Genomic DNA, 14,263 nt, shown 5'->3' with positions numbered 1-14,263 from the left:
CGGCGCCGCACCCGAGGGATTCGGTAGCCGAGATCAGCGCCCGCTGAGCCCAGAATGCGGTTCGTGAGCCGGCAGGTTCACGTAGGCGATGGGGCCGCCCGATGTGGATGTGAGGCGCTTGCCAAGAAGGAGTTCGGCGATTCGCAGGTCGTCAGGCGTGCCGCTCCCGACCATGTTGGCGGGAGCATCGAGGTCCCTGATGTAGCCGGCCAGTCGTGCGTCGGAGCGGTGACGCGTCACACCGTCGACGGTCACTCTGCTGTCCCAACCGTTCAGGCCTGTCAGTACCGCGACGACGAACCCGCCGAGCGTCACGGGGAGGACGCCGGCCTCCGCGATTCTCGACGGATTCCCCACCCACCACCCACGCAGTGCTTCCAGTAGCTCCGCGGATGTTAGATCGGCGTGGAAGCCGATGAAGGGCCGGTCGTCGTCCGGGACCGGCTTCGCCACGTCGACACGCAACACGGCCATTCTGGCGGTGCCCGGTGTCATGGGCATGAGGTGGTGCGGCGCGACAGCGGAGCGAGCCGCGATTCGCCGCGCCACGTCCGAAGGGACGACCGGCTTGTCGCCGTGCCGGCTGATCGCCGGAAGCAGACCGGCGTCCGCGATTTTGCGCAGGGCGGCGAGCGGGATGCCGAAGCGGATCGCGGCCTGCCTCAGGGTGATGAGGGTCATGAGCTCGTTCTCAGCGTGCAGCGTCTGGACCGTCAAGCCGCGCAGGTGAACATGCGCGCCGGGACACCCTATCGATCAAGCAGGGTGGCGAGGAAGGCCTGCGTCTTGACGCCGACGGAGTGGACAGCCGTGCCGATCATGCCGCGGGTGAGTAGCACCTTGTAGGTGTTCACTGGGAGGGCCGTCGCCGACTGCGCGGTCGCCCTTGACGTTCCACAGCTTGGACCAGCCGTCGATCCGCACGTCGGAGACGAGGCGGTCGCCGTCCGGGTCGCTCCAACGCCAGCAGAAGCCGGCCGTCATCCGTGCCGAGTAACCGTCGTTCAGCTTCGCACGCAGCAGTCCCTCCAGTTCGTACGGCGAGTCGGCGAGGGTGACCTCGAAGTGGGGGTCGCTGGTCCATGTCGGCGACGGTCCCGGTCTCGCCCGGCCGCACCACCTCATGCTCGTCCAGGAGGAAGACGGGGACGCGGGCGGCGCTCATCAGCTTGGCGAGCTGGGACCGCTACGTCCGCTGCGTGGCTTTGGCGTCCCGCGCCGTTCGGGCCCGTGGCGGTCAGCAGCCGGGGTATTTGTCCCAGGCGAGGCGGCCGCCGGTGAACTGGGTGGTGAAGTCGTCGGCGAGCTCGACGACGGTGTCCCTGCCCTCCAGCCGGGACACCCAATGCGCGGGGAGGGCCGCGTCGCCGTACACGGTGCCGAGGAGGTTGCCGCAGAGGGAGCCGGTTGAGTCGCTGTCGCCGGAGTGGTTGACCGCCAGCAGCAGTGCCCGCTCGATGTCGTCGCCGCTCACCAGCGCGCAGTAGACCGCGATGGCCAGCGCCTCCTCGGCCACCCACCCGCCGCCGAGCGTCTCCACCGTCTCGGGCGACGGCTCCGCCGCATCGGCCAGGGCGACCGCAGCCTCGATCGCGGCGGTGGTCTCCTCGTGTGCGGGCCGCTCGGCGAGCAGGCCGAGAGTGTCATGTACGGCCTTCGCGAGCGGCGCGCCTTGGGCCAGGAAGCAGGCCAGCGCGGCGAAGGCCCCGGCCGCCAGATAACCGGTGGGGTGCCCGTGCGTGATCTGCGCGCAGCCGGCCGCGAGCGTGAAGGCCGCGCGCGGGTCGCGGGTGGCCAGTCCGAACGGGGCGGAGCGCATGACCGTGCCGCAGCCCTTGGAACCGGGGTTGACCGGCCCGGGCAGGCCGGGGGCGGAGAGCGGGCCGGGGTCGGCGCGCAGCCCGGACAGGCAGGCGTTGCCGGGTGCGCGACGGGAGTACAGCCAGGTCTGCTCGCGGAGCCGGCCGGTGCGGACGAGGTCGTCCGGGGGCGGCGGCACGCGGTGCTCCTGCGTGTCGAGCCAGCGCAGGTAGGCGTGGCGGACGACCTGCACCTCACCGCCGCCGATGCCCCTCTCCCTGACGCGTACGTCGGCGCGGATCAGCCCCTCGACGGTGAACAGCGTCATCTGGGTGTCATCGGTGACCAGGCCGGTCTCGCCGCGCCAGTCGGGCGCGAGGTCGGTCAGCCCCGCCTTGCCGCGGTCACGGCGGATGGCGGCGATCGAGTCGAACTCCACGGGCGCGCCGAGGGCGTCGCCGACGGCTCCGCCGAGCAGGCAGCCGCGTACCCGCGCCCCGAACGAAATGTCACCCGTTTCGGCATGAATCACGATGATCCCCTTTCTGCCCTCGAATGAACCGTAGCGGTCTTGTCGTGGGGCCGCCGATGGGATAGAAACGGCTCACCTCGAGTAGGAAACTTTCCGACCTACTCAGGCCGGAACGCGAGGTGAGCGTGAGCGGGAACTACCTGGCCGGGCCGCAGGGCCTGCTCTGGTCGATCAACGCCCGCGCCGTGTTCGACGTCATCGACCGCGAGGGGCCGCTGGGCCGGCCGGAGATCACCAGGGCCACGGGCCTGTCCAAGACCACGGTCGCCCAGGCGCTGCGCGAGCTCGTCGCACGCGGGGTGGTCGAGGAGGCGGGCGCAGACACCACCCGTCGCGGGCCCGCCGCGACCCTCTACCGGGTCGCCCCCCGCTGCGCGCTCGGGCTCGGCGTCGACATCGGCCACCTGCGCGTCCGCGCCGTCCTGGTCGACGCGGTGGGGGAGACGCTCGCCCAGGCGGAGACCAGGGCGCCGCGCCGCAGGGCGGCCGACACGGCGGCGGCGGTGACCGCGCTCGCCGCCGAATGCGCCGAACGCGCCGGGACAGAGCCGGGCGCCATCGGCCAGGCCGTCGTCGGCGTTCCCGCGGTCGTGGCGCGCGACGGCCGCACCGTCAGGCGGGCCTACGGGCTGCCGCAGGGAGGCCGCGGCCTGCTCGAGGCGATCGAGCGCGATCTGCCCGTGCCCGTGCTGCTGGAGAACGACGTCAACCTCGCCGCCGTCGCAGAGCAGCGATTCGGCGTGTGCGCCGACGTCGCCGACTTCGTCCTGCTCGGCGTCGGGGTCGGCCTCGGCGCCGGGATCGTGCTCGGCGGCCGTCTGCACCGGGGCTTCGCCGGGGGAGCGGGCGAGGTCGGGTTCCTGCCCCACCCGGCGACCGAGCTCGGCACGGAGGTGCTCGGCGCCCGCCGCATCGCCGAGCAGGCCAGGCAGGCCGGCATCGAGGGCAGCCCGTCCCCGCGCGAGATCTTCGAACAAGCCAGGGGCGGCGACGAGCGGGCGCTCGCCGTCGTCGACGCGACCGCCCGCAGGATCGCCCACGTCGCGGCCTCCGTCGCCCTGGTGATCGAGCCGGAGCTGTTCGTGCTCGGCGGCGCGTTCGGCGCCAGCGCCGACCTGTTGCTCGGCCGCATCCGCCGCCACCTGGCCAGGGACGCCGCGCCGCTGCCCATCAGGATCATCGCGAGCGGCGTCCCCGGGGACGCGGTGCTGCGCGGCGCGGCCTGGCTCGCCCGCCATCGGGCGCGGGAACGCGCCGTCGCCGCCGTCATGGGCGGGCGGCCGTACGACATGACGACCGGGAGGCCGTACGACACGGACCTCACCGGGTCAGGGAAAGGGGACATCACGTGAACCTCGCGCAACGGCTCGGCGCCGGGCCGGACGACCGGCTGCTGATCGTGAACGCCGACGACTACGGCATGTGCCGGGCGGCCAACACCGGCATCACCTCCCTGCTCGCCGCCCGCGCCATCAGCTCGGCGACCGTCATGACGCCGTGTCCGTGGGCTCCCGACGCGGTCCGTACGGCTGTCGCGGGCGGCTACGACGTGGGCGTCCACCTCACGTTCACCAGCGAGTGGGAGGGATACCGGTGGGGCCCTGTGACCCGCGACCGGGCGGTGTCCTCGCTCGTGGACGACGCCGGTTACTTCCCGGCCGACTGCCAGACGGTGGAGGAGCGGGCCGACCCCGAGGAGGTCCACGCGGAGATCGACGCGCAGATCCGCAGGGCCGTCGCCCTCGGCCTCGACCCGTCGCACGCCGACAACCACATGGGCAGCCTGTACGGCCTGGCCACCGGCAGGGACTTCCTCGACGTCGTATTCAAGGCGTGCGCGGAGCACGGCCTGCCGTTCCGGCTGCCCCGGACTCTCGACGGCATGGGCCTGCCGGAGGAGCTGGAGCCGTTCGCGCAGGCGCGAGCCGAGGCCGCGGACGCGGCGGGTGTGGCGATCCTCGACCGGCTGTGGACGCTGCCCTTCGAACTGGCCGAGGGGGAGACGTACGAGAGCGTCCGCCGTGACATGATCGGGCTGATCCGGGCGCTGCGCCCCGGCGTCACCGAGATCTACATCCACCCGTTCGAGGACACCGGCGAACTCCGGCAGATCATGCCGCATCACGCGAAACGCGGCATGGAGCTGCGGCTGTTCACCGATCCGGAGGTCCGCCGCGCCATCGCGGAGGAGGGCGTCCGGCTCATCGGCTGGTCCGACCTGCGCACGGCCCAGAGGGCCCGATGAGGCGCGGGCAGGTGCTGGCCTACGGGTCGGGCAACCTGTCGGTCAACCTGCTCAGCCAGGCGTTCGCGACCTTCGGCACCTTCTACTACGTCGACCACCTGGGCGTCGACCCGTCGCTCATCGGCGTCGCCATGGTGATCCACGGCATCGTCAACGCGGTGCTCAACCCGCTCGTGGGACACGTCTCCGACCGGACCCGCACGCGCTGGGGCAGGCGGGTGCCGTACATCGCGATCGGCATGGCGCCGCTGGCGGCGGCGTTCACCATGATCTGGATCCCGCTCGTGGACGGCGCGACCGCGAGGTTCTGGTACTTCCTGATCGTGGTCCTCGTCTACGACGTGCTGTTCGTCGTCGTGGTCCTGAACTACGTGGCGCTGTTCCCCGAGATGTTCACCACCATCGCCGAGCGGGCCGCCGCCGCGTCGTGGCGGCAGATGTTCGCCATCGTCGGCATGATCGTCGGCGTCGCCGCGGCGCCCCTGCTGTACGGCGCCATCGGATGGGCCGCCATGGGTGTGTCCTTCGGCGTCGTGGCGCTGGCCTTCTTCGCGCTGTCGCTGCGCGGCTCGGCCGAGCGGGCCCGCGCGGAGCGCGAGAGCTTCGGGTTCCTCGCCGCGCTCCGTTATACGCTCGCCAACCGGGCCTTCGTCACGTACGTCACCGGCAGCTTCCTGCTGCAGCTCACCTTCGCCCTGCTGCAGGCGGGGATCCCGTTCTTCACCAAGTACGCCCTGGGCGAGGCCGACTCCGCCAACACCGTCATCCTGGGCGCGGTGTTCGTCACCGCGATCCCGATGGTCTACGTGTGGAGCCGGGTCACCACCCGCATCGGCCCGCGCCGCGCCGTCCTCGTCGCGATCGTCGTGTACGGCGCGGCGCTCGCGCCGTTCCTGCTCGTCGGGAACCTCGCCCTCGCGGCGGTCACGGGGGCCGCGGTCGGCGTCGGGATCGCGGGCATGCTGGTGCTCCTGGAGATCCTGCTCGCCGAGGTGATCGACGACGACGAGCACAGGACGGGCACCCGCCGCGAGGGGATGTACTTCGGGATGAACGGGTTCATCGTCCGCTGGGCGGTGTCCCTGCAAGCCGTGATCATCACCGTCGTGCTGTCCCGATCGGGCTACCACAACGGGGCCGCGGTCCAGCCGGACTCCGTCGTGACCGGCGTCCGGCTGATGATGGGCGTGCTGCCCCTGGTCGTGCTGGCGCTGGCCTTCGGCTGCTTCCTCCTCTACCCGCTGCGCGCGGGCGCCGGCCCACGCGACGAGAGCGCCCCCGTGCCGGCCGCCAACTGACCCTGCGGCCGCCGTGTAAGTTTCAGCACGCCTCGCCGCACACCTGGGCGGCCCCCGCGGGAGTTCGGCGCCAGGTGAGGGATGCCACAAGGAGGAACGGAGCGGACGCCACGGCGGCTGCCGCATACCCGGATTCATTGACTTATCCCTACACATCCGGTTAGGTCCTCTGACAATGGGCGCCCGGTAGGGCCCTGACTCGCCTCTCCCGACTCGAACCGTCCCGGCAACGGCTTCTGACGCTCTCCACTTCGACACGTAACGGAGATGCCCATGGTGAGGATGACGCGCCTGCTGGGCGGCCTGGTGGCCGTGCTGGCGCTGGTCGCGGGGACGGTGTCCGCCACCGGTGAGGCGGCCGCCGAGTCGAACGGGGGAGTGCGGGTTATGCCGCTCGGTGACTCGATCACCGACGGTCTCACCGTGCCCGGCGGCTACCGGATCGACCTGTGGCAGAAGCTGGTCGCCGGCGGTTACAAGGCCGACTTCGTCGGCTCGCTGTCCAACGGGCCGTCGAGCCTGGGCGACCACGACCACGAGGGCCACTCCGGCTGGCGCATCGACCAGATCGACGCCAACATCGTGACCTGGCTGCGCACCTACACCCCGCGCACGATCCTGCTGCACATCGGCACCAACGACATGTACCAGAACCCGAACGGCGCGTCCTCCCGCCTGGCGACCCTGATCGACCACATCACCGCCACCTCGCCGGACGCCGAGGTGTTCGTAGCCACGATCATCCCGCTGTCCGGCGCCGACGCGACCGTCCGCTCCTTCAACGCGGCGATCCCCGGCATCGTGCAGACCAGGGCGGCCGCCGGGCGCCACGTCCATCTGGTCGACATGTACCCCGCCCTGACCACCGCCGACCTGGCCGACGGCGTGCATCCCAACGCGGGCGGCTACGGCAAGATGGCCACGGTCTGGTACAACGCCCTCCGCTCGGTCCCCGGCAGCCTGGGCGACGCCAACCCCACTCCCAGCCCGAGCCCTACCCCGACCCGCACTCCGACCCCCACTCCGACGCCCAGCCCGAGTCCGTCGCCCACGCCTTCGCCCACCGGCGACCGCGGCTGCACCGCGACGTACAGCACGGTCAACAGCTGGCCGGGCGGCTTCCAGGGTGAGGTGACGGTGCGCAACACCGGCTCGTCCGCGCTCAACGGGTGGACGACCCGGATGACGCTGGCCGCCGGCCAGAGCATCACGAACCTGTGGGGCGGGGTGAACACGGGCACCGGCGGCGCCGTCAGCGTCCGCAACGCTCCCTACAACGGCACCGTCGCGGCCGGCGGCACGACGACGTTCGGGTTCGTCGCCAACGGCGACGGCGCGGCCGCGCCCGGCGGCGTGAGCTGCTCCAGCCCCTGATCCCGCCGACGAGACCGACGTCCTCCGCCACGCCCACGGACCTCAGGAGCTCCTGAATGACAGACCCTCGCATGCGCGCCTTCAGAGACCGCGTCGGCGGCCTGGCGTACGGCGGGGACTACAACCCTGAGCAGTGGGACCCGGCCGTGTGGCGGGAGGACGTCCGGCTCATGCGCGAGGCGGGGGTGAACCTCGTGTCGCTCGGCGTCTTCGCGTGGGCCTCGCTCGAACCGGAGCCCGGGAAATACGAGTTCGGCTGGCTCGACGAGGTCATGGACCTGCTCCACGAGAACGGCGTCGCGGTCAACCTGGCCACCCCCACCGCCGCGCCGCCCGCCTGGCTGACCCACCGGCATCCCGAGGTCCTCCCGGTCATGGCCGACGGCGAGCGGTTCGGCTTCGGCAACCGCCTGCACTACGACCCCTCGTCGCCGATCTACCGGGAGCACGCGGCGGACATCACCAGGCGGCTCGCGGAGCGGTACTCCTTCCACCCCGCCCTGGCCATGTGGCACATCAGCAACGAGTACGGCCCCACGGCGTACAACGAGGCCGCCTCGGCCGGCTTCCGGCGCTGGCTCGAGCGCAGGTATGGCGACCTGGAGACCCTCAACGAGGCGTGGACCACCCGCTTCTGGGGGCAGGTCTACACCGACTGGGACCAGGTAGAGGCGCCGAGCGTGCCCCGCACCTGGATGAACCCCAGCCGCATCCTGGACTTCAAGCGCTTCACCTCGGACGCCCTGCTGGAGTGCTTCATCGCCGAGCGCGACATCGTCCGCTCCTTCCGCGACGACATCCCGGTCGTCACCAACTTCATGCGCTTCTACCGGAACGCCGACTACTGGCGCTGGGCTCCGGAGGAGGACGCGGCGGCCCTGGACATCTACCCCGACCCCGCCGAGCCGGACTCGCACGTGTCGTCGGCCTTCCAGTTCGACCTGTTCCGGTCGCTCAAGGGCGGGCGGCCGTGGCTGCTGATGGAGCAGGCGGCGAGCGCGGTCAGCCAGTGGAGGCTCAACGTGGTCAAGGAGCCGGGCCGGATGCGGCTCGGCTCGCTCCAGGCGGTCTCCCGCGGGGCCGGCTCGGTGATGTTCTTCCAGTGGCGGGCCGGCAGGGGCGGGCACGAGCGCTTCCACTCCGCGATGCTGCCGCACTCCGGCCCGGACACGCGCACCTTCCGAGAGGTCGCCGAACTCGGCCGCGAGGTCGGGCTGCTCTCACCCGTGGCGGGAACGACCACGCGGGCCGAGGTCGCCGTCCTGTTCGACTGGAACGGCTGGTGGGGGCTGGAGGAACTGTGGGGCCTGCCCCGCAACGACTTCAGCTACGTGGACACCGTCATGCGGCACTACCGGCCGCTGTGGGAGCACCACCACGCGGTCGACGTCGTGTCCACCCGGAGCGACCTGTCGCCCTACAAGGTGCTGGTCGTGCCCAACGCGTACCTGATGGACGACGAGGGCGTGGGCGCCGTCACCGAGTTCGCCAGCAGTGGTGGGACGGTCGTCATGTCCTTCTTCTCGGGCGTGGTGGACGCGTGCAACCGTGTCCGGCCGGACGGCTACCCGGGCGCGTTCCGCGACCTCATCGGCGCGAAGATCGACGAATACTGGCCGGCGCGTCCCGGCGAGCGGTTCACCGTCGAGTTCGCCGACGGGCGCACGGCGACGGCGGACTGGTGGCGCGAGGACATCCACCTCGAAACCGGGACGGCACTGGCGACCTACGCGGACGGACTGCTCCAGGGACGCGCGGCGGTCGTCGCCAACGACTTCGGAACCGGCCGGGTCGTCTACTTCGCCACCCTCCTCGACCAGGACGCCTTCGATCGGGTGCTGCTCGGCGAGCTGAGGGCGGCGGGCGTGGAGAACCGCTTCGAGGGCCTCCCCGCCCACCTGGAGTGCGCCGTCCGCGAGGACGAGCGGCACGAATACCTCTTCCTCCTCAACCACGACCCCGAGACGCCCGTCGCCGTCCCGGTGGAGGGCGGCGGTACGGACCTCCTCACCGGCCTGCCGGTGTCAGGGGAGATCACCGTGCCTCCCCTCGGAGCGGCGGTCGTCCGCCGGGCGCGGCAGGTGTGACCGTGGCCCGGCCCCCCGGCGGCGCGGTGCTCTCTCGGACCACGAGTTCGTTCGCGAGGTCGATGCGGTTCACCGCGACGTCCACGCCGCGGGCCAGGTCGAGCAGCGTCTGGGTCGCGACCGCCGCCATGTCGCACAGCGGCTGGTTCACCGTGGTGAGGGCGGGGTCGATCCACGCGGCGGCCGGCACGTTGTCGTATCCGACGACCGACAGGTCTCCCGGGATGTCGAGGCCGAGCCGCCGGGCCGCCCGGATGACGCCGAGGGCCTGCAGGTCCGACCCGGCGAAGATCGCCGTCGGCCGGTCCGTACGCCTCAGGAGATCCATGCCGTGCTCGTAGCCGGCGTCGACGTAGAAGGTGCCGTACCGGACCAGGTCGGGATCGACGGGGAGTCCGGCCTCGTCGTGGGCGACCCGGAAACCGGCGACTCGTGCTCTGCTGCACAGCACGTCGCGGGGGCCGGAGACGACCGCGATACGGCGATGGCCCAGCTCCAGGAGGTGACGCGTGGCGAGCAGGCCGCCGTCCCAGTTGTTCGAGCCGACGACGGGCACGGACGCCGAGGTCTCGCCGTCGGTGTCGACGACGACGAACGGGACCCGCTGCCGCCGCAGCCTCTGCTGCTGGGCCTGCGACAGGCCGCACAGGACGAACAGCACGCCGAGAGGCCGCCGGTCGAGCATGCCGTCGAGCCATTCGTCGGAGGGCCGGTGCGCTCCTCCCAGCTGAGAGAGGACGACCTCGATCCGCGCGGCGGAGGCGACGGAGTCGACGCCGCGGATGATCTCCATGGACCACGCGGAGTTCAGCTGGTGGAAGACGAGGTCGATCTGCCCCTTGAGCGTGCGCCGCTTCGGGCGGCGGCGGTACTGGTGCCGCGCGAGTCCGGCCTCGACGCGTTCCCGGGTGCCGGGCGCGACGTCGGGGCGGCCGTTGAGGACCTTGGAGACCGTGGTCACCGAGACGCCGAGCTCTTCGGCGATGGACGCGATCGTCGCGGGGCGTGGATCGGAGGCGGGGGAGGGGCCGGTCATCTGTCCGCTCGTCATTTTTCCGAAAGTTTCGCGAAACTCTACCATTGGACGGCCCTGAGATATGCCGAGATCCAGCGTGTGTTCGGCTCGGCGGAGAGGGAGCAACGGCGATTGACTGCCCTCTTGACGCACCTCTGCCCGGGTCCTATATTTCCGCAATATTAACGGGAATCTTCGAAACTTTCGGTTCGCGCTGTCGTGCCGTTTTCCGGGGCGCGGAGTGCGCGAAGTCGCCCCCTTCCGGCGGCCGCACGCGCCGCCGTGGATCCGTTCGGATGGCACCGGAGGCACGGGATGAGCACCACCAGGACGATCGGCGCGTCGCCGGACACCGGGGGTCCCCGGCGGGCGAGGCCGGATCCCGCCCGTGCGAAGCGCCCGCCGCGCCGCACCTGGCGGCAGGCGCTGCGCCGTGACTGGCAGCTCTACTCGCTGGCGATCCTTCCGCTGCTGTTCTTCGTGATCTTCCGGTATCTGCCGATGATCGGGAACGTCATCGCCTTCCGGAAGTTCGAGCCCGGCGGCAGCGTGCTGGGCGAGGAATGGGTCGGCCTGCGTTACGTGAAGATGTTCCTGAACGACCCGTCGTTCTGGCAGGTGTTCACCAACACCGTGGTCATCGGCGCGCTGACCCTGCTGTTCTGCTTCCCGACGCCGATCGTGCTCGCCCTGCTGATCAACGAGCTGCGCGGCCGGAGGATCAAGCGGTTCGTCCAGTCGGTGTCCTACCTGCCGCACTTCCTGTCGATGGTGGTCGTGGCCGGGCTGGTCATGGAGATGCTGTCGGTGGACGGGCCGGTCAACCAGCTCCTGCGCGCGGCCGGCAACGAGCCCATCGCGTTCCTGCAGGAAGCGGGATGGTTCCGGACGATCTACGTCTCCTCGGAGATGTGGCAGACGGTCGGCTGGGGGACGATCATCTACCTCGCCGCGCTCACGACCATCGACGAGCAGTTGTACGAGGCGGCCCGGATCGACGGCGCGAGCCGGTGGCGGCAGGTCTGGCACGTGACCTTGCCCGGCATCCGGCCGACCGCGGTCACCCTGCTGATCCTCAACATCGGCACGTTCATGGCGGTCGGCTTCGAGAAGATCCTGCTGCTGTACAACCCGCTGACGTATCCCACCGCCGACGTGATCTCCACGTACCTGTACCGGATGGGCATCGTCTCCAACAGCTTCAGTTACGCCGCGGCGATCGGCCTGTTCGAGGCCGTGATCGGGCTGGCCCTGGTCATGTCGGCGAACCTGATCTCCCGGCGCACGGTGGGGGCGAGCCTGTGGTGACCGTCGACAGGACCCGGGGCTACCGGGTGTTCCGGGTGGTCAACGCGATCATCCTGGCCGGCGTCGTGGTCGTTACCCTGTACCCCTTCGTCAACATCGTGGCCCGGTCGCTCAGCGACGAGTTCGCCATCCGCGCCGGCAAGGTCAACCTCGTCCCCGTCGGGTTCACCTTCCGTACGTACGAGTTCGTGGCCTCCGACCCGACGTTCTGGATCAACTACCGCAACACGGTGGTCTACACGGTCGTCGCCACGGCCATCGCGATGGTGATGACCACGTGCTACGCGTACGTCCTGTCGAAGAAGCACCTGAAGGGCCGCACGTTCCTGATCGGGATCGCGGTCTTCACGATGTTCTTCTCCGGCGGGCTCATCCCCAACTACATCCTCATCTCCAGCCTCGGGCTGAAGGACGGCATCTGGGCCATCGTGCTGCCCAACGCGGTCAGCGTCTTCAACCTCCTGGTGATGAAGGCGTTCTTCGAGGGCCTGCCGGCCGAGCTGGAGGAGGCCGCGGCGATCGACGGCATGAGCACCTACGGCATCCTGCTCCGGATCGTGCTGCCGCTGTCGAAGGCGGTCCTCGCGACGATGGTGCTGTTCTACGCCGTGTCGTTCTGGAACTCGTGGTTCGCGGCCTTCCTCTACATGACCCAGAACGACCTGTTCCCGGTGACCGTCTACCTGCGCAACCTCATCGCCGGCGCCACCACGGGCACGTCCGTCGGCGCCGACGCCACCGACATGACGGTGGCCACCAACATCAAGTCGGTGACGATGGTGCTCACCGTCGTCCCGATCCTGGTGGTCTACCCCTTCGTCCAGCGGTACTTCGTCAAGGGCGTCATGCTCGGCGCGGTGAAGGGATAACACGCCGGACCTCTCATTCCGCTTTCACCCCAGCCCGTTTCCCCAGGGAAAGGACCCCCCTTTCATGTATGAGATCAACCGGCGTCAGGCGTTGGTCGCCGCGGGAGCCTTCCTCGCGCTCGCCGCCTGCAGCAGCGAGGGCGATTCCGGCGGCAAGAAGAGCGGTGACGACTTCGCGGCGAACCGGGACGGCGCGATGGCGGACTACGCCGCCGGCAAGCAGTTCAAGGCCGCCGCCCCGCTTTCGTTCAGCGTCCTCTACAACAACCACCCGTTCTATCCGATCAAGGACGACTGGCTGTTCTGGTCGGAGCTGACGAAGCGGACCAACGTGACGCTGCAGCCGAACGTGGTGCCTTTGAGCGACTACGAGAGCAAGCGAAGCCTGCTGATCGGTGCCGGCGACGCGCCGATGATCATCCCGAAGACCTACCCCGGCCAGGAGACCCCCTTCGTCGCCTCCGGCGCTGTCCTGCCGGTCAGCGACTACCTCGACCTGATGCCGAACTTCAAGGAGAAGGTCGCCAAGTGGAACCTGCAGCCCGACCTTGACACACTCCGGCAGTCCGACGGTCGCTTCTACGTGCTCCCCGGCCTCCACGAGGACTACTGGGTGGACTACACCATGGCGATGCGCGCCGACGTCCTCGACAAGCTCGGCCTGGAGATTCCACAGACCTGGGACGACGTGCACGCCGTGCTCAAGTCGATCAAGGAGGAGCACCCGGACTCTTACCCCTTCTCCGACCGGTGGGGGACCATCTCCACGACGGGCGGCGCCCTGATGAACTACCTCGGCACGGGCTACGGCGCCCCCTGGGGGTGGGGCTACACGAGCGGCGGTCTCATCTGGGACTCCACCGCGCAGAAGTTCGCCTACGTGGGCGTCATGGATCAGTTCAAGCAGGCGCTGCAGTTCCTCAACACACTGGTGACGGAGAAGCTGCTCGACCCGGAGAGCTTCACGCAGCAGGACGACCAGGCGATCCAGAAGCTGGTGTCCGGCAAGTCCTTCGCCATCAGCACCAATGCGCAGACACTGGTCAACGAGTACCGTCCGCCGCTGAAGAAGGCGGACCCGAAAGCCAGGCTGGTCAAGATTCCGGTGCCCGTCGGGCCGCTCGGCCCGATCAAGGCGGGGTCCAACACCACCCGCCTGGAGAACGGCATCATGATTTCCAAGAAGGCCCGGGACAGCAAGAACTTCGTCGCGATGATGCAGTTCATCGACTGGCTCTGGTACTCCGACGAGGGCCAGGTGTTCGCCAAGTGGGGAGTCGAGGGGACGACGTACACCAAGGACGGCTCCGGCAAGTTCCAGCTGGCGAAGGACGTCGACTTCGTCGGCCTCAACCCCGGCGCGCCCAAGCACCTGCAGAAGGACTTCGGCTTCTCCAACGGCGTGTTCGCCTACGGCGGCAGCACCGAACTGCTCCAGTCGACCTTCTCCGACGAGGAGATCGAGTTCCAGAAGACGATGAACGCCAGGAAGGCGTTGCCGGTGGCGCCTCCCCATCCGCTCAGCGACGAGGAACGCGAGCAGGCCTCGCTGTACGAGACGCCGCTCAAGGACCACGTCAGTCAGAACATGCTCAACTTCATCCTGGGCAAGCGGAGCTTCGACGAGTGGGACGCGTACGTCAAGGAGCTCGAGGCGAAGAACCTGTCGTCCTACATGAACCTCGTGAACGGCGCGTACGACCGGTACAAGCAGCAGCACGGCTGACCGGCCCGG

11 protein-coding genes and 1 pseudogene are annotated in these 14,263 nt (G+C 69.8%); 8 read left to right on the top strand and 4 right to left on the bottom strand.

All coding sequences use genetic code 11. The annotated features are described in order from the left end of the window. Positions 1-33 precede the first annotated feature (33 nt). The 3 genes and pseudogenes from ACQEVJ_RS24910 to ACQEVJ_RS24900 form a co-directional block, all read right to left on the bottom strand. Positions 34-717: a hypothetical protein gene (locus ACQEVJ_RS24910; protein WP_433104913.1), complete on the bottom strand. Its 684-nt coding sequence runs from the start codon at positions 715-717 to the stop codon at positions 34-36. Between the two features lie 174 nt (positions 718-891). Next, positions 892-1,125, bottom strand: a pseudogene (locus ACQEVJ_RS24905) (DNA/RNA helicase domain-containing protein); the annotation flags it as partial. A gap of 112 nt (positions 1,126-1,237) precedes the next feature. After that, the gene (locus ACQEVJ_RS24900) at positions 1,238-2,332 is read right to left on the bottom strand and encodes an ADP-ribosylglycohydrolase family protein (RefSeq protein WP_433104911.1); all 1,095 of its coding nucleotides are present in this window, start codon (positions 2,330-2,332) and stop codon (positions 1,238-1,240) included. A 125-nt stretch (positions 2,333-2,457) separates the two neighbouring features. Here ACQEVJ_RS24900 and ACQEVJ_RS24895 point away from each other — a divergent pair, with 125 nt between their 5' ends. The 5 genes from ACQEVJ_RS24895 (at position 2,458) to ACQEVJ_RS24875 (ending at position 9,336) form a co-directional block, all read left to right on the top strand. Further along, the gene (locus tag ACQEVJ_RS24895; RefSeq protein ID WP_433104909.1) at positions 2,458-3,684 is read left to right on the top strand and encodes an ROK family protein; all 1,227 of its coding nucleotides are present in this window, start codon (positions 2,458-2,460) and stop codon (positions 3,682-3,684) included. Then, entirely contained in the window at positions 3,681-4,577 is an 897-nt protein-coding gene (locus ACQEVJ_RS24890; protein ID WP_433104907.1) for a polysaccharide deacetylase family protein, read from the top strand. The genes ACQEVJ_RS24895 and ACQEVJ_RS24890 overlap by 4 nt, the downstream gene beginning before the upstream one ends. Beyond that, entirely contained in the window at positions 4,574-5,875 is a 1,302-nt protein-coding gene (locus ACQEVJ_RS24885; protein ID WP_433104905.1) for an MFS transporter, read from the top strand. Before ACQEVJ_RS24890 ends, ACQEVJ_RS24885 begins: the two co-directional genes overlap by 4 nt. Positions 5,876-6,148: 273 nt before the next feature. Next, positions 6,149-7,249 carry a cellulose binding domain-containing protein gene (locus ACQEVJ_RS24880; RefSeq protein ID WP_433104903.1) on the top strand — a complete coding sequence of 367 codons (1,101 nt, stop codon included), beginning with the start codon at positions 6,149-6,151 and terminating at the stop codon, positions 7,247-7,249. A 56-nt stretch (positions 7,250-7,305) separates the two neighbouring features. Further along, positions 7,306-9,336, top strand: coding sequence for a beta-galactosidase (locus ACQEVJ_RS24875; protein ID WP_433104901.1), 2,031 nt, complete (start codon positions 7,306-7,308; stop codon positions 9,334-9,336). On the opposite strand, the gene ACQEVJ_RS24870 is transcribed toward ACQEVJ_RS24875, so the two are convergent. Then, on the bottom strand, positions 9,284-10,387 hold the full coding sequence (locus ACQEVJ_RS24870; RefSeq protein WP_433104899.1) for a LacI family DNA-binding transcriptional regulator: 1,104 nt from the start codon (positions 10,385-10,387) through the stop codon (positions 9,284-9,286). The two genes, ACQEVJ_RS24875 and ACQEVJ_RS24870, sit on opposite strands and share 53 nt — an antisense overlap. A gap of 279 nt (positions 10,388-10,666) precedes the next feature. Between ACQEVJ_RS24870 and ACQEVJ_RS24865 the strand changes: the two genes are divergently transcribed. From ACQEVJ_RS24865 to ACQEVJ_RS24855, 3 genes are all read left to right on the top strand, one after another. Further along, a complete protein-coding gene (locus tag ACQEVJ_RS24865; protein WP_433104897.1) occupies positions 10,667-11,659 on the top strand; it encodes an ABC transporter permease in 993 nt (330 codons plus the stop codon). Further along, entirely contained in the window at positions 11,656-12,528 is an 873-nt protein-coding gene (locus tag ACQEVJ_RS24860) for a carbohydrate ABC transporter permease (RefSeq protein WP_433104895.1), read from the top strand. Before ACQEVJ_RS24865 ends, ACQEVJ_RS24860 begins: the two co-directional genes overlap by 4 nt. 64 nt (positions 12,529-12,592) lie before the next feature. After that, entirely contained in the window at positions 12,593-14,254 is a 1,662-nt protein-coding gene (locus tag ACQEVJ_RS24855) for an ABC transporter substrate-binding protein (RefSeq protein WP_433104893.1), read from the top strand. Positions 14,255-14,263 lie beyond the last annotated feature (9 nt).

The sequence above is a fragment of the Microbispora sp. CA-102843 genome (assembly GCF_050936215.1).
Classification (GTDB): domain Bacteria; phylum Actinomycetota; class Actinomycetes; order Streptosporangiales; family Streptosporangiaceae; genus Microbispora.
This window is presented reverse-complemented; position numbering and strand designations above follow the sequence as displayed.